21 protein-coding genes and 2 tRNA genes are annotated in these 24,622 nt (G+C 39.5%); 15 read left to right on the forward strand and 8 right to left on the reverse strand.

Features of this window, described 5'->3' with window-relative positions; genetic code table 11:
- Positions 1–88 precede the first annotated feature (88 nt).
- The 3 genes from QZ576_RS19170 (at position 89) to QZ576_RS19180 (ending at position 3,468) form a co-directional block, all read left to right on the forward strand.
- Positions 89–1,561, forward strand: coding sequence for a hypothetical protein (locus QZ576_RS19170; RefSeq protein WP_297100120.1), 1,473 nt, complete (start codon positions 89–91; stop codon positions 1,559–1,561).
- A gap of 68 nt (positions 1,562–1,629) precedes the next feature.
- On the forward strand, positions 1,630–2,136 hold the full coding sequence (locus tag QZ576_RS19175; protein ID WP_297100124.1) for a peroxiredoxin: 507 nt from the start codon (positions 1,630–1,632) through the stop codon (positions 2,134–2,136).
- A 114-nt stretch (positions 2,137–2,250) separates the two neighbouring features.
- A complete protein-coding gene (locus QZ576_RS19180) occupies positions 2,251–3,468 on the forward strand; it encodes a S8 family serine peptidase (RefSeq protein ID WP_297100127.1) in 1,218 nt (405 codons plus the stop codon).
- A 47-nt stretch (positions 3,469–3,515) separates the two neighbouring features.
- Here QZ576_RS19180 and QZ576_RS19185 read toward each other — a convergent pair whose 3' ends face one another.
- On the reverse strand, positions 3,516–4,589 hold the full coding sequence (locus tag QZ576_RS19185) for a serine hydrolase (RefSeq protein ID WP_297100130.1): 1,074 nt from the start codon (positions 4,587–4,589) through the stop codon (positions 3,516–3,518).
- Positions 4,590–4,750: 161 nt separating this feature from the next.
- Here QZ576_RS19185 and QZ576_RS19190 point away from each other — a divergent pair, with 161 nt between their 5' ends.
- From QZ576_RS19190 to QZ576_RS19200, 3 genes are all read left to right on the forward strand, one after another.
- Positions 4,751–5,788 (forward strand): rhodanese-related sulfurtransferase, encoded by a 1,038-nt coding sequence (locus QZ576_RS19190; RefSeq protein WP_297100132.1) that lies wholly within the window; start codon positions 4,751–4,753, stop codon positions 5,786–5,788.
- 121 nt (positions 5,789–5,909) lie between these two features.
- Positions 5,910–6,893, forward strand: a complete 984-nt coding sequence (locus QZ576_RS19195; protein ID WP_297100135.1) for a tRNA-dihydrouridine synthase — start codon at positions 5,910–5,912, stop codon at positions 6,891–6,893.
- Between the two features lie 152 nt (positions 6,894–7,045).
- Positions 7,046–8,293 (forward strand): PQQ-binding-like beta-propeller repeat protein, encoded by a 1,248-nt coding sequence (locus QZ576_RS19200; protein ID WP_297100137.1) that lies wholly within the window; start codon positions 7,046–7,048, stop codon positions 8,291–8,293.
- Here QZ576_RS19200 and folE read toward each other — a convergent pair.
- Positions 8,290–9,003 (reverse strand): GTP cyclohydrolase I FolE, encoded by a 714-nt coding sequence (gene folE / locus QZ576_RS19205; protein WP_297100140.1) that lies wholly within the window; start codon positions 9,001–9,003, stop codon positions 8,290–8,292. The genes QZ576_RS19200 and folE overlap by 4 nt on opposite strands.
- A gap of 396 nt (positions 9,004–9,399) precedes the next feature.
- Between folE and QZ576_RS19210 the strand changes: the two genes are divergently transcribed.
- From QZ576_RS19210 to QZ576_RS19250, 9 genes are all read left to right on the forward strand, one after another.
- A tRNA-Ser gene (locus tag QZ576_RS19210) sits at positions 9,400–9,487 on the forward strand.
- Between the two features lie 14 nt (positions 9,488–9,501).
- Positions 9,502–9,579, forward strand: a tRNA-Pro gene (locus QZ576_RS19215).
- A 456-nt stretch (positions 9,580–10,035) separates the two neighbouring features.
- Positions 10,036–10,548, forward strand: coding sequence for a hypothetical protein (locus QZ576_RS19220; RefSeq protein WP_297100142.1), 513 nt, complete (start codon positions 10,036–10,038; stop codon positions 10,546–10,548).
- Positions 10,549–10,676: 128 nt separating this feature from the next.
- Entirely contained in the window at positions 10,677–10,979 is a 303-nt protein-coding gene (locus QZ576_RS19225) for a helix-turn-helix domain-containing protein (RefSeq protein WP_297100144.1), read from the forward strand.
- Between the two features lie 18 nt (positions 10,980–10,997).
- Complete coding sequence (locus QZ576_RS19230; RefSeq protein ID WP_297100146.1) at positions 10,998–12,203, forward strand: primase-helicase family protein; 1,206 nt, start codon at positions 10,998–11,000, stop codon at positions 12,201–12,203.
- A 205-nt stretch (positions 12,204–12,408) separates the two neighbouring features.
- Complete coding sequence (locus QZ576_RS19235; protein WP_297100149.1) at positions 12,409–13,293, forward strand: toprim domain-containing protein; 885 nt, start codon at positions 12,409–12,411, stop codon at positions 13,291–13,293.
- Positions 13,294–13,404: 111 nt separating this feature from the next.
- Positions 13,405–13,719, forward strand: coding sequence for a hypothetical protein (locus QZ576_RS19240; RefSeq protein WP_297100152.1), 315 nt, complete (start codon positions 13,405–13,407; stop codon positions 13,717–13,719).
- Positions 13,716–14,510, forward strand: a complete 795-nt coding sequence (locus QZ576_RS19245) for a relaxase/mobilization nuclease domain-containing protein (protein WP_297100154.1) — start codon at positions 13,716–13,718, stop codon at positions 14,508–14,510. The genes QZ576_RS19240 and QZ576_RS19245 overlap by 4 nt, the downstream gene beginning before the upstream one ends.
- A gap of 4 nt (positions 14,511–14,514) precedes the next feature.
- Positions 14,515–14,823, forward strand: coding sequence for a hypothetical protein (locus tag QZ576_RS19250; RefSeq protein WP_297100157.1), 309 nt, complete (start codon positions 14,515–14,517; stop codon positions 14,821–14,823).
- A 288-nt stretch (positions 14,824–15,111) separates the two neighbouring features.
- On the opposite strand, the gene QZ576_RS19255 is transcribed toward QZ576_RS19250, so the two are convergent.
- From QZ576_RS19255 to QZ576_RS19280, 6 genes are all read right to left on the reverse strand, one after another.
- A complete protein-coding gene (locus tag QZ576_RS19255; protein WP_297100160.1) occupies positions 15,112–15,687 on the reverse strand; it encodes an outer membrane beta-barrel protein in 576 nt (191 codons plus the stop codon).
- A gap of 197 nt (positions 15,688–15,884) precedes the next feature.
- A complete protein-coding gene (locus QZ576_RS19260) occupies positions 15,885–16,493 on the reverse strand; it encodes a hypothetical protein (protein WP_297100163.1) in 609 nt (202 codons plus the stop codon).
- Positions 16,494–16,504: 11 nt separating this feature from the next.
- Positions 16,505–22,636: an FG-GAP-like repeat-containing protein gene (locus QZ576_RS19265; protein ID WP_297100166.1), complete on the reverse strand. Its 6,132-nt coding sequence runs from the start codon at positions 22,634–22,636 to the stop codon at positions 16,505–16,507.
- Positions 22,637–22,665: 29 nt separating this feature from the next.
- Complete coding sequence (locus tag QZ576_RS19270) at positions 22,666–23,118, reverse strand: T9SS type A sorting domain-containing protein (RefSeq protein ID WP_297100169.1); 453 nt, start codon at positions 23,116–23,118, stop codon at positions 22,666–22,668.
- A gap of 13 nt (positions 23,119–23,131) precedes the next feature.
- Positions 23,132–23,755 carry a tail fiber domain-containing protein gene (locus QZ576_RS19275; protein ID WP_297100172.1) on the reverse strand — a complete coding sequence of 208 codons (624 nt, stop codon included), beginning with the start codon at positions 23,753–23,755 and terminating at the stop codon, positions 23,132–23,134.
- Between the two features lie 419 nt (positions 23,756–24,174).
- Positions 24,175–24,622: hypothetical protein (locus QZ576_RS19280; protein WP_297100175.1), on the reverse strand; the 448-nt coding region annotated here is incomplete at its 5' end.

The following is a 24,622-nucleotide window of genomic DNA, read 5'->3' on the forward strand; positions in this document are numbered from 1 at the left end:
ACCTGCTTAATTTTAAGCGGGTGTTTTTGTTTGTAATATTTATTGTTAACTTTCTACCCTTAAACACGAATACAAAACCAGAATCTCTATGTTTAAACCTCTTCTTGTAAGCCTAATTTTACTAGTTAGTTATCAGTGTTTACATGCTCAAAAGAAATACATTAACCGAAAGATAGCCCAGAAAAATTACGAAGGTTATATGTTAATGACAGAAGAAAAGTACCAGGATGCGCTGCAACTTTTTAACGAAGCACTGAACGAAGATCCCGAGGCCTTTTTCATCTATCAAAACAGGGCACTTTGTAAACTACAATTAAATGATACGGTTGGGGCAATTACCGATTTTAAATCGAATATTGATTTAGAACCCGATAACGCCGAAACTCGATACGCACTGGGAAATCTCTACAAACATCGGAAAGACTCAGTAAATGCGCTTAACTATTTTGTTCAGGCGATAGACGTTGCGGCGGATGATTTCAGCCAAACAAAACTGTTATACATGAACCAGTTTGCCGGAAACTATTACCGTTTGAATGAAAAGTACGATTCGGCGCTGGTGTTTTACGATCGGGTTAAAAACTATACGCCCGATAATTCCTCGGTATACATCAATTCTGCCGTGTGCTATTTCTACATCGACAGTATTGATAGTTTCTGTGCCGACCTTGAAGAGGCATTTATTCTGGGAGGAGATATAAACTGTATTGCTTTAAGTGCGTATTGCGACGGATGCTCGCATTTGCTGGAAGCCCGCGGCCACACCGACACACTTTCGAGAGCTCTTGACACAAGATTGGCAGGAATAATTTCGGATACGATCTACTATCCGAATATGACGAATAACGAATATGATATTTCGGAAACTGATTATAACCGAAAAGTTAAAGTATATTTTAATGATAACTGGCAAATATGTTTACCGGGTGAAGCCAGCTACTACAGGAAAGCTTTCTGGGCAAAATACCTGAATAGTTTTGGTGGCGAATTTGAGGATTACTACATCAGCGGAGAACTATATGCCACCGGGAGACTCGAACGAAACAGAATAAATGGCGACTACCGGGAGTTTTATAAAAACGGAAACCTGAAACTAGAAGCCCATTTCACGAATACACTCCCTCGCGGAATTTGGATCTATTATAATGAGGACGGCACAGAGGATATGCGGGTAATTTTCAAGAACGAATCGTTTGAGTTGAAAATAGTAAATGAAAATAATCCCAATTATCACCTTAACTCAGGCAATGGAGAATTCGAAATCTTTATCGAAAAATGGCCGGAAATCTCCTTTGTTCTCCGTGGTGAATATCTTGATCATATGAAAACCGGAAAGTGGACGTATAGCCAGGGTGATGAAATAATTTTACAGGAAAAATACAAAAATGGTGAATTCAGAAATGGCTTCGTAAATACTGATCAAGGGAGATTGCCGATAGCTGACAGCGCCCTTAAGCCTGCAATTTTTATCCCTCCCCACATAACTCAAATTGGAGGGCTCTATTTTAGCTCGGTTGAAGCCGCCAATTATTATTCGTATATAAAAACTGTTGGCTTATAAAGCGAATTTTGTTTTCTTCGCTAAAGTGAAATTTCATGTTGCTTATTTCTCACTTAAAAAATTGAATAATGAAAAAATTGACGATACTGGTTTTACTGGCATTCTTCGCCATAACTACTTTTGCTCAAGACGAATTCACCCTGGTAAAAGAAGGCGATACTGCTCCCGATTTCTCCATAACAATGCAAGACGGTTCGGTAAAAAAACTATCAGATTTGAAAGGGAAAGTGGTGTGGATAAACTTTTTTGCCAACTGGTGCCCGCCATGCCGAAAAGAGTTGCCTCATCTTGAAAAAGAAGTGTACCAAAAACTAAAAGCAAACGAAAACTTCGAGGTATTGGTCATCGGGCGCGAACACGATTGGGAAACGGTCAATAAATTTAAAGCCGAGAATAATTACACACTTCCCTTCTACCCCGATGCGGAACGCGATATCTTTTCGAAATACGCCAAACAAAACATTCCGCGTAACTTTATAATCGATAAAGACGGAAAAATTGCAGTCGCTTCCATTGGTTTTAAAGAAGACGAATTCAATAAAATTATTGAAAAGGTGCATGAACTGATTAACTAGGATTTAAACAATATTAATAAAAGAGCTGTTTGTATTTTACAAGCAGCTTTTTTTATGCTTTGAATTAAACACAAAACGCTGATAATTAATTTACTCACTAAAAACATAACTTTTATGAAAAAACTGCAATTGAAAATCCTGGCACTGTTCTGTGCCGGAGCATTAGTTTACTCGTGTAACGACACTCTTGTAAGCGACGAAAACGTTGATGAAGCTGTAGAACTTAAATCGGCATCATCATCGAAAAACAGTTACATTGTTGTACTGAACGATGCTGATCTTACGGCAGAACTGGCACAGCTAAAAGGTTACGAAAAGAAACAAAATGCTGTAAAAGCAAAGTCGGCGAAAATATTAAAACGTGCCGGCATTACCGACGGTGAAATTGGCCATGTTTACGGCAGTGCCTTAAAAGGATTCTCTGTAAAAATTGCTCCCGGGCAATTAAAGAAACTCGAAAACGATGCTTCGGTGGCTTATATCGAGGCCGATAAAGTTGTCGCTTTGGCTCCACCTCCTGGAAAAGGTCCTAACAAAGGCGACGGTGGCGACACCGGAGGCGGTGGACCATCAACGCAGGAAACTCCATGGGGAATTACCCGTGTTGGCGGTGCTGCTGTCGGAACAGGGAAAGTTGCCTGGATTATTGATTCTGGAATTGATTTGGATCATCCTGATTTGAATGTAGACAAAATAAAAAGTGAGACATTCTTGGGAGGAAAGTCAACTCCAGATGATCAAAATGGACATGGAACCCATGTTGCCGGAACAATTGCAGCAAAAGACAACTCTGAAGGTGTTGTTGGTGTTGCAGCCGGAGCAACGGTTGTTGCAGTTCGCGTACTCGATCGCCGAGGAAGCGGCACGGTTTCCGGTGTAGTTGCCGGAGTTGATTACGTGGCTAATAATGCATCACCGGGAGATGTAGCAAATATGAGTCTTGGCGGCGGTATTTCTACGACACTGGACAATGCTGTTTTAGCAGCCGCATTAAGCTGTCCATTTGTTTTAGCAGCCGGTAACGAAAGTGATGATGCAAACAGTCATTCTCCTGCACGCGTAGGTGATGAAAGCACAAAAGTTTTCACTATTTCAGCTTGTGACAGTAACGATAACTGGGCCTATTTCTCGAATTACGGAAGTGCCGTTGATTATTGCGCACCGGGTTACAGTATCAAGTCAACCTGGAAAGACGGAGGATACAATACCATTAGCGGAACATCAATGGCTTCGCCGCACGCAGCGGGTGTTCTTTTAATTGGATCAGCCAAAGCAGATGGTTATGTAAATGGTGATCCGGATGGCAACCCGGATCCTATAATTTCTTGGTAATTATCTAAGTTAAATAGCTCATAGCCCGGAGAATTACTCCGGGTTTTTTATTGCTCATCATTTAATAGAATTTCCGCAATTTTATACAGCTCATTCCCCACTTTTGCTCGTGTATCATTGGTAATTACAGCTACAACCATTTTCTCTTTCGGGTAAATAATAAGATTAGCACATCCTCCCACCGAACCACCGCCATGACCATAATATTCGCGTCCAAATTCATCGGTCCCTGAAAAGAATCCCATTCCATAGTTTGTTTTTTCTCCGTTTTTTAAGGTTTGTGGCGTAATCAATTGTTGTTTTATCGCTTCCGGAAAGAGTGTATTATTCAGCATTGCATTCCCAAATTTCACTAAATCAACTGAGGTAGAAATAAAACCACCTCCGGCCCATTTGTAACTGTTGTCAACATAAGGAGCATTAATAACCTTACCCTTGTCCATATCATAATAACCGGCACGAAACACAATGAGCGAATCCATACGCTCGGCAGTTGTTTCGGTCATTTCTAAAGGATTAAAAACACGTGTTTGCATAAAATGCAGAAACTCCTCGCCTGAAGCCCCTTCCATTACAGCACTTAAAAGATTAAAACCGTAACTGGAATAACTGTATTTTGTTCCCGGCTCAAATAATAAGGTGTCATTCATAAAAATTTTCAATCCATGTTTCACGGTTGGGTAATACTTCGACGATAGGTATTCGTCCCCATTATAATGCCTTATTCCAGCCAAATGTCCGGCCACCTGTCGCGTAGTAATTTCGTATTTCTTTTCAGGGAAATCGGGTACATATTTCTGAAGCGGCGCATCAAGATCAATTTTTCCTTCTTCAATTAAAATACCCAATCCTGCGGCAGTAAGCGCTTTTGAAATACTTCCTATTCTGAATTTTGTTTTCTCGGGATAAACCGGAACCTGTTGCTCGTAGTTGCTCAAACCAAATCCCTTCGACAAAACAATTTCATTATCAATCGAAACTGTAGCTGTCCACCCCACCGATTCACTTTCAACACGTAACTGTTCGATGTAATCTTCAGTCGCTTTTATTTTTGGGTCCTCTTTGGCACAGGAAATTCCTAGAAGCAAGACGATGATTAGCAGATAGTAAAGGTTTTTCATTGTGGTTCAATTTTGATTTCTGATTTCGCAACGAGAAGAAGCTATATAAAGTTACAAGAAAAACAGGATTCCGGAAACGTTGCACAATAAAGAATAAATCATCTTTTTTGCTCTTTTTGCCAAATTGTGTATTTTTGCCGCGCATTTTAAACACAGGTAACATGTTTTTATACAACCGGGTAAATAAGGAAGAACTAAAAAAAAGGCTGGCTGAAGAAACCTTTCAGCGTAAAACGATATCATTTTATCGCTATCACATTCTGGAAAATCCACAAGATTTTAGGGATGAATTGTTCCGCGATTGGTTTCCGCTGGACTGTTTTGGCCGAATTTATGTTGCCCGCGAAGGAATTAACGCACAAATGAGCGTACCGGAACACCACTGGGAAGCTTTTGTGGAGACCTTAAAAAAACATGAGATTCTGCAAGACATTCCGATTAAATATGCCATTGAAGACGATGGGAAATCGTTTTATAAACTAACGATTAAAGTACGCCCAAAACTGGTTGCCGATGGTTTGGATGACGATGCATACGATGTTACCAACGTGGGAAAACACTTGTCGGGTGTTGAATTCCACAAATACATCGGGCAGGAAGACACTGTTGTTGTCGACATGCGCAACTACTACGAAAGCGAGATCGGACATTTTGAAGGTGCTATTTGCCCGGAAGCAGATACTTTCCGCGAAGAACTGGAAATTGTTACCGACCTGCTGGAAGACAAAAAAGATAAAAAAGTGCTGCTATACTGCACCGGCGGAATCCGCTGCGAAAAAGCAAGCGCTTACCTGAAACATCAGGGATTTAGCGATGTAAACCAGTTGCACGGTGGAATTTTGGAATATGCCCGCCAGATAAAAACGGAAAATCTCGATTCAAAATTTATTGGTAAAAACTTTGTTTTCGACGAACGTTTGGGCGAAAGTGTAAACGGCGAAATCATTTCAAAGTGTCATCAGTGTGGAAAAGCCTGCGACTCGCATACCAACTGCGATAATCAAGGTTGTCATATTTTGTTTATCCAGTGCCCCGAGTGTGCCGAGAAATACCACGGTTGTTGTACGCCCGAATGTGCCGATGAAAAAATGCAGGGCACCGGCCGACCATCCGATTTGCGCATTGGTTTTGGCAACAGCCGTAAATTCAGAAAAAGCCTTTCGTTAATGCGAGTAGAAGAAAACAAATTAAACGTGTGATAAAAAGCGCCTTATACGTCATCCTGAACTTGTTTCAGGATCTTCATTTTACAAAAGTGAGATTCCGAACTAAATTAGGAATGACGGTAAAGCATTTATACACATTTCCTATTTTTGCGGCATGAACAATTTTTGGCAAGAGTTTGAAGGACCTGCGTTTTCGCTGGCCCCCATGGAAGATGTTACCGATACGGTTTTTCGCGAAATTGTAATGGGAATGACTGAACCGGGGAAACTGCACATGGTTTTTACCGAGTTCACTTCTGTTGAAGGCATGAATCACCCGGTGGGTCGGGAACGTGTTTCGGAACGTTTGATCGTGAATGAATCGGAACGTGCTTTGCTCAAAAAACAAAACATTAAAATTGTGGCACAAATCTGGGGACGCAACCCGGAGATTTACCACAACATTGCCAAATACATCACCGAAAATTACGATTTCGATGGCATCGACATTAACATGGGATGCCCGGTAAAAAAGGTATTTAAAATTGGTGCTTGTAGCGCTTTGATAGGCGAACCGGAGCGTGCCAAAGAAATAGTTCTGGCCACAAAAGAAGGCACACACCTACCTGTTAGTGTAAAAACCCGCACCGGAATTAAAGAACACATTACCGAAAACTGGATTGCCAATTTGCTGGAAGTTGATCCGGCAGCCATTATTCTACACGGACGTACACAACGTATGCAATCGGATGGCGACGCCAGCTGGGAAGAAATTACCAAAGCCGTTCAACTTAAAAACAGCTTAAAACCGCATATTCCTGTTCATGGCAACGGAGATATTCTGTCGTACCAACAAGGACTGGACCGCGTAAAACAAACAGGCGTAAACGGCGTAATGATTGGTCGGGGAATTTTCCATAATCCATGGTTTTTCAATCCCGAAAAAGAAGAGATTTCGATGGAAGACCGCATTGCCAAATTGCTGGAACATACACGTCTTTTTGAGCAAACCTGGAGCCCCGATAAAAATTTCAATATCCTGAAACGCTTCTATAAAATCTACCTCAATTCGTTTCCGGGCGCTGCAAAAATGCGTGCCGATGTGATGGAAATGAAAGATTATGACGAGGTATATCGTTATTTTAGTCCAAGCATCTAAAAGACTTTTGGAAAATATTTCCTGATTTTCACCAATTGCTTAATGTTATGTAAGCAAAGTATTTTGCGGGCAAAGCTCAAAATTTCTTCATAAAACTGTAATTATTTGACGGTTACTTCTACTTTTATTTCAAAATAACCGAAACAACCATTATGAAGAATTTGTACCTGCTTTTCATCTGCCTTATTGCTTTTTCGTGTAGTTCGAACAAAACCAAAATTTACCAGTGGCGCGGCGAAGACCGCAAGGGGATTTTTAACGAACAAAATCTGCTAAAAGAATGGCCCGAAGACGGACCTGCCGAACTTTGGTATGTTGAAGGAATTGGAGATGGTTTTGGATCGCCAACAGTAACCGACAATGAGATTTTTATCACAGGAGCTATCGACAGCACGGCCACTTTATTTTGCATGGATTTAAACGGGCAGAAAAAATGGGAAGTGTCACTCGGCAAAGAATGGGTTACCAGCTACCCGGGATCGCGCTCGCAACCTACTGTTGTTGACGATTTAATTTATTTGGGTACGGGAATGGGAAATTTGTTTTGCCTGAAACGCTCGAATGGAGAGTTGGTTTGGGAAAAACGGTTTGTGGAAGATTTTAATGGTATTTATCCGCGTTTTGGTCACTCCGAAGCGCCTGTTATTGATGGCGAAAAGGTTTTCTGGACTCCAGGAGGAAAAGAGTACAATGTGGTTGGATTAAATCGTTTTACAGGCGAAGTATTGTGGAGCAATGCCGGACACAGTGAACGATCGGGTTACAATCCGGGAACGTTGATAAAACTACCAACACGTCACATTTTCGTAACGTTTTCAGCTTATAATATGATGGGCTTTGATACGGAAACAGGCGAACTTTTATGGACACATGCACAGGATAATGTTCCGCTCGACAAACGCCAACCGGGAATGGGCGATACACACAGCAACTGTGTTATTTACGACACAGGTTATATTTACTACGCTGCCGGAGATGGAAATTGCGGAGTAAAACTGCAACTCTCGGACGACGGAACAGCGTTTAAAGAAGTTTGGCGCAATAAAGGTTTCGACAGTTACATGGGCGGGATTGTGAAAATTGACGACCAACTTTATGGAAGCGGAACTTCAACTAAATACTTTAAAAGTATTGATGCAACAAGCGGCGAATTAACCGACTCGTTGCGGATAGGTTGGGGCGCTGTTATAGCAGCCGACGACATGCTTTATTACTATGGTCAGAACGGAACTTTATCGTTAATCGATTTTGATGAAACCGGAAAGATGAACCAGATCAGCGATTTTAAAATAACAAAAGGGGCAAAAGAGCATTTCTCGCACCCTGTTATTAAAGATGGAGTTTTATATCAGCGACACGGCCAGGTGCTGATGGCATTCGATATAAAAGCTATGGATTAAAGTTCTACGTATTTCAGGAACTCTTCGCGAACACTTTTGTCTTTGAATTTACCGGAATACTCGGCAGTAACAGTACTGCTGCTTTCATCCTGAATTCCGCGCGACGATACACACATGTGTTTGGCATCGATTACAACGGCCATATCATCGGTTTTGAGTATGGTTTTTAGCTCGTTGGCAATTTGTACGGTTAAACGCTCCTGCACCTGCGGACGACGTGCAAAATAGTCGACAATACGGTTTATTTTGCTCAAGCCAATCACTTCTCCCGACGAGATGTAAGCGACATGTGCCTTTCCTACAATAGGTAAAAAATGGTGTTCGCAGGTAGAATTCATGTTGATGTTCTTTTCTACCAACATTTCGCCGTATTTGAATTTATTTTCGAATACGGAGACTTTGGGTTTATTGGCCGGATTTAATCCACTGAAAATTTCCTGCACAAACATTTTGGCAACACGATGTGGCGTTCCGCTCAAACTATCATCATTCAGGTCGAGCCCCATTGTTTCCATTATGTCGCGAAACTTGTCCTCGATAATTTCCATTTTTCGTGCGTCGCTCAGCACAAAAGCATCATCGCGCATTGGAGTATCGATTGATGTTGCAATATGATTATCGCCTATTGTCTCATGATTTTCATGTCCGTTTGTTTTACCATTCCTTTTCTTGTCGGCGCTGGTAAATATTATTTCTTCTCTGTAACTCATAATTTCTGTTTCTAGTTTCTACGAGTTAATAAACAGACCAAAAACTATTTTGTTTAATCTATAAAAACTAAATATTAAACAAATTGACTCTCATTTGATGATACAATTCTCAACTCGATTGAAACGAGGAATGAAACTCGCTGGTTTTTAACCACATAAAAAGACGCAGAAAAAATTCAGATTTAAACGGCTCAATCCCCTACCGCCATTCGTTTACACCGCAAAACAGGAATTGTATTTTTTTTGCCATTTTTTTTCATTTTTCTTTGCCAGTGTAAAAACAATTTCTACTTTTGCACACGCTTTAACAAAGCAACGACGTTCAAAACAAATATTGATACAAGTAATAAATGAAATCGCTGAAAAGCGAAATGACATTTAGCACTAAATACCACTGGTGAGGTGGGTGAGTGGCTGAAACCACCAGTTTGCTAAACTGGCGTACGGGTAAACTGTACCGCGGGTTCGAATCCCGCCCTCACCGCTTAAAAATATTTTCGGGATGTAGCGCAGTCCGGTTAGCGCACCTGCTTTGGGAGCAGGGGGTCCCAGGTTCGAATCCTGGTATCCCGACCACTGAATATTAAGGAGTTAAACGAAAGTTTAGCTCCTTTTTTATTTGTACGGGTACAACATAGGTACAACAAAATCACCCAATAAAAACCACCAAAAACGACCAGATACACAGAGTCATTCTATGTTATTCAACATTTCGAAAGCCAAATACAGCCAAATGAGCGTAAAATCTACGCCAACACGGTTTTTCATTTGATTGCACCTGATAGATTATTTACTTTTAATTGGTTAATTATCAATGCTATTGAAAAAATAAAATAATGTTGATGATTACCGGAACCTGTAAACAGATGAGCCAATATGGAAACAATAATCAAGAAATCAGGAGTAATTATATTTCGATTCAACCGGAAACTCCGGTGGATCTTCAATATTAGAATATTACGCAACCACAATACAACGATCCTTTTTATCCTGTTTGTTTGTCTTCTGATTCTGTTATTCGGTCTTTGGGGCATGGGATTTTCATTTATCCATATTATCCTCTACTCTGCCATAAGCATAACAGTACTTTTCTTGACTTTATTTTTTATCGGATCATTGAATGAAGCACGAAGATTATCCCAACAAATACCTTCCGGTGGTTTTCAGTTTGTGAAAAGTAATTTGAACGGAATTCATATACCAGACCTGGGATTCATGGAAACGGATCGGGAAAATATAAACCTGGTATTAAATGGACTTGAAATAAAAAGTAAAATCGATTTTAAACTGGTATCAGATAATCGGGCTGCCGCTGATTATAAAAAACTACTTCGCATTCTTCACCTGCTTATTGATGGTGGAATCCGAGATTTCAAAAAAGAGCGTAAAGAACAACTCTTTAAATTCATTGAATCAACCTTCACATTGAACGGAATAGAAGTAAAAAGGGCGAGTTTGAACTCGCGGTTTTCAGAGTTTGTGAATGAAAGTGAAACAGAATTTTCAGAAAATCTAAAGGAGTTTCAGAATATACTTTTTCGATAGACGGTATTTCTCCCGTAATTTGCCCGTAATTCAAATTACCCTCTTGATTTACTGCCACATACAGTTACATATTTGCTGATGAAGTTTTCACGCATCAAGCGTCATTAATCATTAAAAATATGTCACCTATGGAAAATCAAGCATTTATTTCCACGCAAGTACTGAACGAATTAAAACAAATCAAAACCCTTCTCGCAGAGAATAAAACTGTTTTTAATGTTGAAGAACTGGCTCAGTACACCGGGCTATCCAAAAGCAAAATTTACAAACTGCTCAGTAAAAAGCTGATTCCCACCGGCACTAATGCCAATATCAGGCAAAAGTTCTTTTATAAAAAAGACATAGATCTCTGGCTAATGGGTATTTCCAGAGAAGAACTGGAAGCGGAGGAAGAATTCAACAACTCATTATCAAGGAACAGAAAAGCATAACCATAAATACATTTTGAAATGAGTGATATGCCGTATATCCGTGTTGGAACTTCCTATTTCAAAAAAGTTAAAGCTCCTACCATTTCAGGAGATTTTAACGAAATTCTTGTGCCATGGAACATCGATACCATAAAACAGGATTTTGGAAAAACTTATGTGGCGGATATTCCGAAATATGATGGTTTTACCTGCATTCCCAATCATATCAATTTCAAACAAGTCTGCTTAGGATTCTACAACAAGTACTCTCCTTTAAGTAACAAACCAAAGAAAGGACCAATTGATGTTTCAACACTTTTTGTAAAACACATTTTCGGGAATCAATACGAACTGGGATTGGATTATTTGCAGTTGCTCTATCAAAAACCAGTGCATATTCTTCCGATTCTTTGCCTTGTGTCAAAGGAAAGGTCAACCGGGAAAAGTACTTTTCTGAAATGGCTCAAAGCAATTTTTGAAAATAACCTTACCTACCTGACAAACGATAGTTTTGGAAGCCAGTTTAATTCAGATTGGGCAAATAAACTTCTGATCTGTATTGATGAAGTTCTTTTTAATAAAGAAGAACTGACCGAGCGGATTAAATACCTCAGCACTACCAACCACAATAAAATGGAAGCCAAAGGTAAAGACAAAATTGAGGTAGAATTCTTTGGAAAGTTTATTCTATGCAGTAATAACGAAGATAATTTCATAAAAATCGATGCTGCCGAAGAACGTTTTTGGGTACGAAAGATTTCAAAGTTTGAAACTGAAGATACTGACCTATTAGATAAACTGGTTAAGGAGATTCCTGCCTTTCTTTTCTTTTTAAATAACAGGGAACTTTCATCTCCTCGGATTACCCGGATGTGGTTTACTCCTGCTCAAATCAGAACCCGCGCTTTACAAAACCTTATCCGTCATAACAGAAGCCGGGTAGAGAAAGAACTGGCCAGTATTTTATTTATGGTAATGGAGAAGTATGATTTGGATGAAGTGGAGTTTTGTCCCCAGGATGCCATGTTTGCCGTCAACCAAACAAGGGTAAAAACTGACCTCACACAAATCCGACACTTGCTGAAAAAAGAATGGAAGCTTACTCCAAAATCCAATTCGTTGACCTACGAAAAGTTTGCCATCTGGAACCGGGGAGAGATAACAAGGGAAACCGATACGGGTCGCTTTTACACTGTGAAAAAGGGATTTTTATTGGAAAATTTTGATGAATTGATGAATGAATAAACTATGCTGTTGAAAATAAAAAGATTAACTGCTCATCAAAGTCTCATCAAACACTCATCAAAACAAAAAATGATGAGAACAGAAAAGAAATACAAAAAACAAAATGATGAAGCGATGAGAAATTGATAAAGCATAAGCAGCTGATTGAAAGACAAGTTAGCTATCCTCTCATCAATTCATCAAAAAAATTAGAGAAATACTACTGATGAAAAATAACAAACTACAATGTGATACAGCCCGTGAAATTCCGATAACAGAATTTCTGAAAAGATCCGGATACTCACCGGTAAAAGAAAACCAACATTCAGCCTGGTACCTTAGTCCGATCCGAAAGGAAAATGAAGCCTCATTTAAGGTTTCCAAGGTTCTTAATCGCTGGTACGATCATGGTCTTGGCAAAGGAGGAAATATTATCGACCTGGTAATTGAAATGAATAACAACTGCAGCGTTAGTGAAGCGCTGGTGATCCTGGCTAAAAACATTCCATCTTTCTTTTTTCAACAGCAGAATAATGTGGTTACGCCAACGCCTGAGCCGGAAATACAGATCCAAAAGATCCTCCCCATCCGGCACCCGGCTTTAATCAAATACTTGTTGCAAAGAAAAATAGATGCAAAAACTGCAAGCGATTTTGCCAGTCAGGTTCATTATTCGATTAATCAAAAACGATATTTCGCTATAGGTTTGGAAAATGTTTCGGGAGGTTGGGAACTTCGAAATCCGTATTATAAAAATGCTGCAGCACCAAAAGACTTTTCCTATTTCACTACTGGTAAACAATTATTGAGTGTTACCGAAGGCATGTTTGATTTTTTTAGTTTGCTAATGCTTTATCCTGGCTTACCACACCAATCAGATTTTTTAGTGTTGAATTCTGTTTCGTTTATCAACCGCATTCATAAGATGGCCCAAACTTATCCCAAAGTTGATCTTTATCTCGATAATGATTCAGCTGGTAAAAAAGCGACCAAACGTTTATTGGCCGATCTAACGAACAGTGTCGATATGTCGGCCATCTATAAAAACTCAAAAGATCTGAATCAGCTGTTGATTGCCCGAAACCAACGTCTGCGTAGGTCTCCGTGGTAAGCCATGTCGAGAGGTGCCCAGGTTGCACCATGGGCATCTCTCGCTTTGCTCCCAGGCTCGCAAAGGGGCGCACAGCGCAGGTTCTAAATATTAATTTAAAGGTTAAAGAATATGAGAGTTCGCACAAAATATATCTCGTTTAGAGTAAGCAATATCGAAAAAAGAGCCATCACAATGGCTGCCGAGGAATGTGGATTAGGTACCAGTGAATTTGCCCGACGGGCATCACTAAACATGAAAGTAACCTTACGGTTTTCGCCCGAAGAATTGGAGGTGTACAATAACCTGCACACCTACCATCGCAACTTTACGGCCATCGGGAACCTGGTAAGAAGCAAACATTTTAATAAAAATGAAACCATTCTCCGGGAACTGGAAGGAGTAATTAAACTGATTAAAATCCACCTTGGAAAGTTTGAACAATGATCGGCAAGGCAAAAAGCATCTCACATACGGTCAATGCTGTCAATTACGCCATGAAAAAGCCCGGAGCGAAGGAGATCAACCGGAATAAAGTTGCAGGCGTAACTCCCAGGGAAATTGCAACGGAGTTCAGGATCTTTCAGAACCTGAATTCCAAGTGCCAGAAGAATACCTTTTCAATGGTGCTAAGTCCATCCATTCCCGACGGTGATAAATTAAGTAACTCGGATTTTGCAAAACTGGCCGGAGACTTTCTGAAGCGCATGAAATTAGACGATCATCAATTTATTTCTTTTCTGCATACCGATGAAAAACACAAGCACCTGCACATTTTCGTCAACCGTATTGATTTTGACGGGAAAGCGTACAAGGACCACTTTATCAGCAAAAAGGCGCAGCGTATTGCTGAAAGTGTGGCTAAAGAATGGGGATTTACTACTGCCAAAGAAATTCAGCAACAAAAAGAGCAACGACTTGGAAGCTACATAAAAGAAGCCCACCAACGGATTTTGACAGTAATGCCCCGCGACATTAATGATTATGCCCAATTAATGGAAGAGTATGGAATTCAAACGCACAGGAGAGTTGCCTCTGATGGAAAAGTTGTTGGATTGAAATTTCAGATTGGAGAGGAAACCATAAAAGGCAGTAGTGTTGGCCGTGAGTTTAGTGCTGCCAATCTACAAAAACAGATTCTGCAAAATTATGAAATGATGTACCGTGCTGAACGAGAAAAACAAAGAAAACGAGAACAACAAAACCGTCCTTCAAGGGATTTTGGAATAAGCTTTTAATATCATGAGAAAAAATTTATCGCAACAAAAATTACTGGAGATTTTAACTTCCGAAATTGAAACATTGAAGCAAACCACGGAGAATATAAATGAGATTGCTCCTGAAATTGACAGGCAATTACAGATTCTAAAGACAACCAAATTAAAATATGATATAAACACCGATAAGCTGGAGCAGCTTCTGGAGGATCATAAACGGAAATTGGAAAAGAGTGTTGTTATTCCGCATTGGTTTTTATGGGTACTCGCAGGAATTATGATTTGGATGATTATTCAGAATGTGGTTTATATATATTTGAAAGCACCGATATAAAATTTTGTTTGTGGTCTAACAGAGAATCATGTATAACGTCTAATATAAATGCCCCTAAAGCCCAACGAAAGCATTATCAACAACAGCTTTGATCGTAGAAGAATTGCCCCTAACAATACAAAGATGCAGCAATTCTGCAAAATACTTTTTTGATTAAAACTTCTTTAAATTTATTACGGGTAAGATTTAGAAATCTTACCCGTTATTTCTACAATTTGTAATAAGTTTACTGTTGCCCTATTCATAATCTCTCCTAGAAAACAGAGGGAGATCAAGTGTAAATAATTACTAAAACAGTAAACCCACAATTCCAATCCCGATAGCAAAAATATTTCCGCTGTAGGATGTGTCGGATTCTTTTTCGTTGATGTCCATCATATGGTATCCGGCTTCGAAGGTTATTCCCAGGTGAGATTTAACCGGTACAACAATGCCGGCACCAAGAAATATGTCTGTCCCGGAACCTTCTGAATTACCTGAACCATAATCAACACTCATACCATAGTACCTTAGGCCTATATCAAAATAGGGGAATGCAGTACTTTTCTCGTTACCAAAGGCATAACCTATTTGCGGTCCAAGGCCAATGTTATTGCTTTTGTAATCACCTTGTTTTTCGTGGGCAAACTCAAGCCCGCCACCGATAAAGAAGTTTTTGCCTACAAAATAGTTAACACTTGGCGAAAGATTAAATGTACTGGCATTATTGCCATCGTAATCTTCGAAAAGTTCGCCTCCCTGGCTGGTAAAACTTGCTACGCCGGAGATAAAGGTTGCACCTTTGTCAACGGCAAATTCCTGAGCAAATAAACTGCTTGTACTTACTAAAAGTGCAAACGCGAATAATAAAGGTTTTAATTTCATTTGATAAATCTTAAGTTAATTGTATTTGTTTTTTGATGAATCGAAATTCTTCTTTTCACAGATTTATTAGTTTATAATAACAAGATGCAAGCTGAGGCTTGCATCTTGCTTCTAGTTCTTTTATCAAGCCTGCAGACTAATCATAGTTTACAAAGCTGTGCCAGAGTTGGGATAAAATGATTTTCAAAATATTACAATTAGTTATCCGTCCTAGAATAAATTTCAGAATTTAAATAAATTGTTGAAAAATGTATAACAGTCCATAATCTAATTAATGGATCATCAAAATCCAGTTTGTCATGAGAATAGTGATACCCTCCTATAAGTGTTGGTGTTATATCCCCAGCGGTAACGATCGTCTCAAAATAATCTTCTAATACTGGATAATTTTCACTTAGATATTTTAGTAATTTAATAAATCTGCTTCTGGGGTTTATTTCATATATGTTATATGTCTTGGCAAAATCCATATTTCTGGAATTTGTAACGTTCCATATCTCATTACCAAGCGCGGACTCAATAAACTTATTAGAAATAATGGAATCAGATTTTGATATAGTTTGTAAAAGTTTATTAATTGATAATGGATCATAACCCTTTAATTTTTCACAAAATAAATGATAGGCCATTTTTGCGACATCAACTTGTTCTTGCTTCATTATTGCCGTATCAAAACGGGCAATAAATTCTTCTAAATACTGTATTTCTTCTAAGCTGAATTTTTTTTGCATAATTACAACATCTCCCAACTCCGGTTGAGATTTCTCGATACCACAACTTAAATTTATAAATAATAGTAGCATCATCTTCAATATAATCAATACCCTAACCATTTGTAAAAATCGTTGAAATGTTTTGCTGGAACTCCCCATTGAAATGAACTATTTTTCTGAACGACCCAATGTTCATCCCCCAAAATTCCTAATACTCTATCTATATTTATTCCACCTCCAATATTAATTTTTGAATGAAGATAACCATTCTTATTTCTGGTAGCAAATAAATCCAAGAATGTACTCATCTTTGTTTTTCCAAATCTTAATTTAACATTACCGGAGTGAAAACCTTGAATAGTGGACCCCCTATACCAAGCTTCGTTTGTAAAAACTTTGGTCATATCTAGAACTCCATCACCATACATATTCTCATATCTCATCCATTTATAAATATGTGCTGTATTATGAGCTCTGCTGTGCGCCGTAAAATCAATTTGCCCAGGTGTTGTTGGTGTCGAAAATCCATCAGTCGAAGCCAACATATTCAGGTAGTCATAGTCCTCAGAACATAAATTTATAGAGCCATCCCAAAATCCTCTGCCATCCAAGGTTGCACTGATTCCACCGGCCAAGCCTCCAATTAGTCCTCCAGAAGCCCCTCCTATTAATCCATTGCCAAGACCAGAAACTAGTGAATTTCCAAATCCTTGTCCATTTATAAGCCCATTACCAAAGCCAGAAGTAAAACCACTAGAGAAGCCAGCGCCACCGCCGATTGCAGCCCCAGAACCGAAACTTGATGCTGCAGATAGTGCTGTTGACGAACCTGCAAATCCTGCTCCGAACGAACCTCCAGCTATAGCCGAACTTATTCCTGCTCCTACTCCCGCACCTAGAGCACCAGCAGCCGCACCAACGCCAAAATGGCCTAATCCTTTCCAACTAAATTCGGCACCATTCGCAAGCCAGTTCGAAACACCTCCAATAACAGCACCAACAATAAGGTGAATAAACTCTCCATTTGGGTCATTATATTTCAACGGATTATTTAAACAATAAGAATATCTGTTGAAGTTCTGTGTAAAGTCAGCCAATTGCACATTCTCATCAGGACTTAAAAATCTTCCCACCAAGGGATCGTACAAACGTCCATTCATATTCACAATATTAAAATACGAAAGGTGTTCGTGCCCTGTAAAGCCACGATCAGCCGTTAAATCCGGTTCGCTGTTTAAAGTATAGCTCCAGTCGTCTTTGTCGCGTCGGCGACCCCAGGCATCAAAACTGTACTCGGCAGTTACCGTATTCGATGTATTTACCTTATGGGTAATATTGCCGAGGTAATCACGCAGTAAGTAATAGTAGTTAGTAGTTGAGCCAACCTTTTCGGCAACTACGGGTGCCGAGTAAGCATCGCCACCAATCCATGTAAATTCGGTAGTTGTGCTTCCTTCGGTTTCTTTTATATAACGGCTGCCTACATACCAACGGGTAAGTACAGTGCTTCCCAAATCGGTAATCAGCATTTTGCAACGTTGATTGTCGCTGTTATAAGTGAATGCAGCGTGATAGTCGTCTTCGTCGATGGTACTAACCTGCTCAAAAGAGGTATAAGTTGCCACCTGGTCGGCCGATGGGATAACCTGGTTGCCCGAGTTAATTTCGGTTACGGCAAATGGTTTGGTGGCATGTCCGTAGGTATAAGTGCCCGGCCCCAAATCGCTTTTGGTCGATATATTGCCATTACTTTCGTAAGCCATGGTAAGGTTTTGCGGTCCGCTAACCCCGGTTAACCTGTCGAGGTTATCGTAGGTAAAGGTTTCGGTTTTACTGCGCAGGTAATTTTGCCGCGAGTAAAGGTTGCCGGTGGAAGCCGTAAAATTGTAGCGGTAATCCTGCCGGTAGGTTGAACTAACCTTGGCTTTTGAGTAAGTCGGGTAACCGTAACTATCGAATCCAAACTCTCCAACTAAGCTGGCTCCATAAGTTGCGCCTGTAACCTGCTGACGGGCATTCATAGTATTGATGGTATACCGGGTTGAACCACCTGCCGAAATTGAAGCCAGGTAACCATAGCTGTTGTAGTTATTGGTTTCTACAATTCCCGAAGGGTGGGTGCGTGTGCTTAAGCGCCCTTTTGTATCGTAAGTAAACGAAGTTGACAATGCCGATTGCCCCGGAATGGTTTCACCAATGGTTGAAATCCTGCCTTTACTGTCGTATGTATAACTGCGGCTTACGCTGCCCGGCGAAGAAATTCCGGTTAATTGTTCGTTACTGTTGTAGGTGTACGAAGTGGTACCTTCAGGCGTAACCTTTGAACTTACACGGCCATCGGTATTATAGTTATAGGTTGTGGTCTGGTTACGTGCATTCTTTTGGGTTTTTAAGTTTCCAAAAGCATCGTAAGTATAAATTATTGTTCCGGCACTTGGATCAACTAGTTTGGTTTGGTTGCCTGCTACATCGTATTCCATACTTGTAACTGCCCCGCCCGGCGAGTTAATCGTTTTCAACTTCCCGTTGGGGTAGTAGGCATAGGTAATATCGCCTCCGTTATCGTGGGCTGTGGTCAACAAACCCTGGCTGTCGGTTTCTTTCCAACTGCTTTTTCCACCGGTTGTCTCTGTTACCCGGTTCGAAGAGTAGGCATAGGTTGTATTCTTTCCTGATGGCCGGGTAATTCCGGTAATCCTGCCATAACTATCGTACGAATGGGTATTCCATTGCGTAGGAGAAGTGGAAGTGCTTGGTTCGGAAACACGGTACAACTGGCCTTTGGTATTGTATTCGGTAGCAGTATAAATATACGAGCCACTAAAACCACGTACGTCGCTCCGGATTTCACGCCCCAGTTTATCGTGCCATATTTTACTCAGGGAACCATCGTTGCCCGATTGTTGAATGTAGTAGCAAGCATACGAAGGACCTCCCGATAAGCCCCAGGGGTAACTGGTTGTAGTAACAAAACCATCGGCCAGTGTTTCGGTAAGCTGCCGCCCCATGTTATCGTAGGTATAAGAGGTGGTGTTGTCCAGGTAGTCTTCTTCAGACGATAACCTGCCATAGCTATCGTAAGTCATGGTAGTAACATGGCTCATAGGATCGGAAATGGTTTTTACCCTGACTCCGTTGGTTTCGTAAGTGTAATTGGTTTGTTGAGCTCCAACACCACTGGCATACAAATACAATTGTTTCAGGTTACCATTACTGTAATAATCATGGTTTTTATAATAATACTTATCAGTTCCCTCATGATATCTTATGAAGTCCGGTTTTAAAATACCGTCGGTGTAATACGTGTAAGTTACCGTATTAGTAATCGTTGTTTCACCTGATTTTTGATATTCAACTTCTGAGCTGTTCAGTTTACCGATATACCAGTTAGTGGCATCGTTGGTGTAATTGTTTGTTGTAGTTTCGGTAACACCATTGTTAAAACTTTTCTCAATTTCTGTAGCATTACCATAAGTGTCGTAGGTAAAAGAGGTGGTTACACTGTGATCTGTTAAACTGTTTGTTTGGGTTGATGAAGAAATATATGGTAATATAGCGCTACCCGTCGTGGTTTTATAAGTCCAGGTATTCGACACCGAATTTAAGGTAGTACTACCGGCTTTATTAACCGTTGATGTCAGGGTTGGGAAATATTTACTGGTATTGTAACCGTAACTGGTTTCAGTACTCATATTATTGGCCACATCGGTAACCGTTTGTTTGGTGTGGCACAAAAATCCTTTTCCTTGTCTGTGTATTTTTGCTCCCTCAAATTTGTAGGTTGTTGTATTCTGTGAGCCTCTGCCGTTATCAGATAATACTGATTTTACAACCTGCAGTGGTCCCTGAAAATCCATGACCGGAAAGGATGCCCCTGAACCTTTCACATAGGTTGTCCCATATTCTGCAATCGATTGGTAACTGATCTCCGTTAACTGATCCAGACCATTACCAACCCTTTCTAATAGAATATTGTTTTTGCTTCCCGATTTATAAATCTGATAGCCGTTCCACCAGGCTGGTTCTCCATCGGTACAGAGGAAGTCAGTCCTTCCGTCCCCATCGTAATCTGCAAGGTAATAATTATGTGTGGCCACCGGATAGTTGGATAAGGAATGAGAATAAAAATCCGATCCTTCATCTTTAGAAATATAGTAATAGGAGCCATCCCAGCTGTCATCCGCAGATGTTACCATTAAATCTGAAGCTCCATCGCCATTAAAATCTCCAATTCTTAAATAGTCATCTTTCAGGTTGCTTCTTTTTTGCGGGATTGAATTGATCTGAAAATCAGTACCGGTTGATAACCTGACCTGCCAGTTTGACCAATCATATTCTGTGCTGCCATTTTTATAACCATATGCAAAAATGTCGACTTTGCCATCTGCATTAAAATCACCGAGAGAAAAAAAGTGATTTTTTGTTGGAATGGTAGAACTGTATATTTGAACTAATGTTGATCCGTTAAATTCCCAGATTTTTACGCCGTCATCATCGAAACTCCATATGTCTGCTTTTCCATCACCGTTAAAATCTCCACTAATTACCTCGTCGGATAATGAGCTATTGGTTCCTGATGCTTTAAGGGACATTGTTAATGTCAATTGACCTGAGGAGTTAGCAAAGGAATAGATCCTCCAATTTCCATTTGGATCATTTATAAACGCGTCATTTATGCCATCTCCGTTATAGTCGGCACCTGATAACTGATTATCTTCCTCTTGCTTATCTGTTCTTCTCTTTTTCTTTCCTGAATAACCAGTTTCGTCACTATTAGTCATTGTCCCAAAGGCCAGCGAGGATGTAAATGCAGAACCTGTACTTACTATAAATCGATAGGTTGAAGATGAACCACTTTGGGTTTCATATAAAATATCATCTTTCCCATCTCCATTTAAATCAACAATTGTTAGGTCTCCAACTGTGCCAAAGCTAAAAGAAGTGTTGCCATAGGCATAATTGAAATTGTCATTACCATCTCCATAATACATTTTGTATCCTGTCCACGATGCATATTCATTTGGCAGACATAGAAAATCGGCTTTCCCATCACCATTAAAGTCACCTGTAAGCATGGTCGATTTGTAGGTGACATAGCTATGTGATGTATTATACTCAGTTTGACTGAAGGAAACAGCATCAGGAGATTGATAACTAAACGCAGTAGAGTTATACCTGCTTGAACCAATTCCATACTCAATTATCTCGTTTAGTACAGAGTGCCTGTTATAACTGCTGTTTGGATAATTGTATTTAAATTCATATTTCTTAACAACATTGGAATTGTACTCAATCTCAATCTTGTCAAGAATGAGTTTTTGCTCCAGCGTTGCACCAAGAAGATACGAAGTGCTTATGTCAGATCTTTCTTTGTAAAAGAAAGTAATAGTATTGGGACCGTAGGTAATTTCACCTATATAATTATGGCCATTTTGTTTGAAGTAGGAATAATTCATTGTGTTGCCATAGACATCCGTCGCTTTATTGATGTACCAGCTAACAGTTTCGTCGTAGCCATCAATCGTTTGATCGGCATCAGTATCGTATCCATACTGACAGGTAATACCTCCTTTTGTTTTTACTTCAAACTTGTCTGCTCCGTAAGAACCGGTATAACATGTAACTTTACTTATGGCGTCATTCTCCGTTCTATACTGCGAGCCGTTTCCTCCATATGTCCCCGAAGTACATACCAGTCTTTGACCGTCAAGTGAAAATCGATCAGTTAGTGATAAATCCACTCCTTCAAATGCCGAGTCATAATAGTAAGTTTTAGGGCTTCTGGTAATAACCGAAAGTCCATTGATTTGCCATCCATAGCCTGCAATACCAGATCCGGCCAGGCTATTGTAGTTTATCGAAATGGAAGGCTGTAGTCCTGCTACTCCCGGAGGTATATCTAAAGGAATAGAATAAGTTGCTCCACCTACAGGATTTACATTGAAGCTTCCGCTTGTGGTTCCAACCATGTAGGAGGTATTTAATGACCTGGTTTCAGGATCAACTACTGTATAGTTGTACGAAACGCTTCCTGTCACCACAGGATCAACAATTTCAGCAGTCATAGTGCCACCACTCGGGGTGTAAGAATAGTTCGGGCCAAATGTTATGCTGTTTCTGGCCTGATGGGTTTGAGTACCGGATTCAGAAGAAGCTAACGTAATGTCAAACTCTTGTGCATAACCAGTGCTAATACCCATCATTAATATGATGAATAAAACATGTATTTGCTTCATTTTAATTGAATAAATGTTTGTTAGGTGATTTAGTCTTTAATGATTTTCCAATCCAGCGATTCTGCTCCGTTCACAATTTTCATGATATACATTCCCGGAGGTTGCTCGGAAAGATTGATTGTACTGATTTGATTGGAAACAGTTTTATTTACAAGCTGTTTTCCTTGTAGGTTATATACAACCAGTATAGGTTTAATATCTCCAATTTCAGGAATTTCAACTTTTAATACACCTTTTGTCGGATTTGGATATATTTTTATATCAAGGCTGGACAGTTCGGCTTCAATTAGTTTTTCTTCACTTATAGAGGAAGAACTTGCTGTAATTTCAGCACTTTTTGTTAGATCAATAACCCGTTCCGTGCGATTACCGCTGGCATCGTAGGTAAAAACAAATGTAGTATCACCAATACCATAAGAAGGGCTAATCTTTAGCAGAAATAATAAAGATATTGCGAGAATTATGTAGTATTTTGACTTCATGACTCATCCTCCTTTATTCTTTTGATTCAAGTTTTTCTATCCTGTCAGTTAGATCGTCGATGGTTTTTTGTTGATCTTGATAAGCTTTAATCAATATAGTAATGAACTCATTATACTTAATCCCCAATGTTCCTTCATCATCTTCAGAAACCAATTCAGGATAAACCTTTTGTACTTCCTGTGCAATTAATCCAATATGGGTTGCTTCCGGATCATAGTTCTTTTGATCCGTTATGTTCTCTCCTTCACTCAAGCGGGGGATCATTTTATATTTAACAGGCCGAAGTTCCAGTAAGCGATTGTCTGCATCGCTTAGATCCAGAATGTCCTTTTTTAGTTTTTTATCGGAATACTGAATTGGTGTATAGTAATAGAAAATGTAACGTGCGTACAAGTAGCCCCAGAAGTAACTTGAAGTTCCAAGATAAGAGGAGCTTGATGTAGAATAGAGATTTCCTGAAGAATAATACATCGGGTACGAACTGTTTACCTTAAGATTTCCATTCACATCTAATTGGTAGGATGGACTGCTGTTGTTTATACCAACTTTTCCTGTACTATTCACATTAATCTGTGAAAAACTGTTTAAAGACAGGGCTAGAAAGCCCAACACGAAAAGAAATGAAATTTTTTTCATAATTTTGGTTTGTTTTAGTGTAGCATTATGGGTTGCCGCCCAGCTACGTTATTAACTAAGTTTAAAGCCCGGAATATTCCGGGTTTTATTTTTTACTTTAATTGAATTATGGTTCTTTCTTTAATGCCGTAGTTTTATGTCAAATTGCCAACCGGCACGGGTTTGTAATTATTACGTTCGAATTTATAGGGATCTGTTTGTAATAGCAAGGAGATACATACGCCATAAAGCTTTTTGTTGTGCGACTGATTTATAAACACCTGTATATGTGCCACATACGTCTCACAGATACTTGGTTTTATATAGCTTTTTTAGGATAAGAAATGACTGATTAAAGAAAATACCATGTTTAACGGTGAAAAAATTACAGGAATTGAAGATGTTTTAAATAATTATCTATCCTTTCTAAATAATGAAATCTATAAACCCAACGAAACCGTAACAAGAAACTGCCTCGGACGAATAGAATAATTGCTACTTACAAGTGAAATATCGCTGTTATAATAACGTACCATTTCGGAATGGTTAAATATATTTCGTACCTCCAGTTTGTATTTAAGTTTGCCTTTTGACGGTTTCAGGTGGTACGAAAAATTGGCAAAAAGCACGTTTGATTCTTGCTGTCCACTTTGTTTGGTGCTATAGTATTCGCCTGATAAGCCAAATAAATGTCTTTTTTCGGGAGTATAAAAAATGCTCCCTGAATGTTTCTGGTCAACAACCGAAATATCGGCCTGTTGCGAGGTTTGATCGATTATCTGTAGTTGATAGCCATATTCGAGATCTATCCTTTTCCAACGGTTGACGCTTATTCCCGGATGAAAAACATAAACTTTATTTCTTAACCATCCCAATTGGTTATTTAGT

Source organism: uncultured Draconibacterium sp. (assembly GCF_913060805.1).
GTDB lineage: Bacteria > Bacteroidota > Bacteroidia > Bacteroidales > Prolixibacteraceae > Draconibacterium.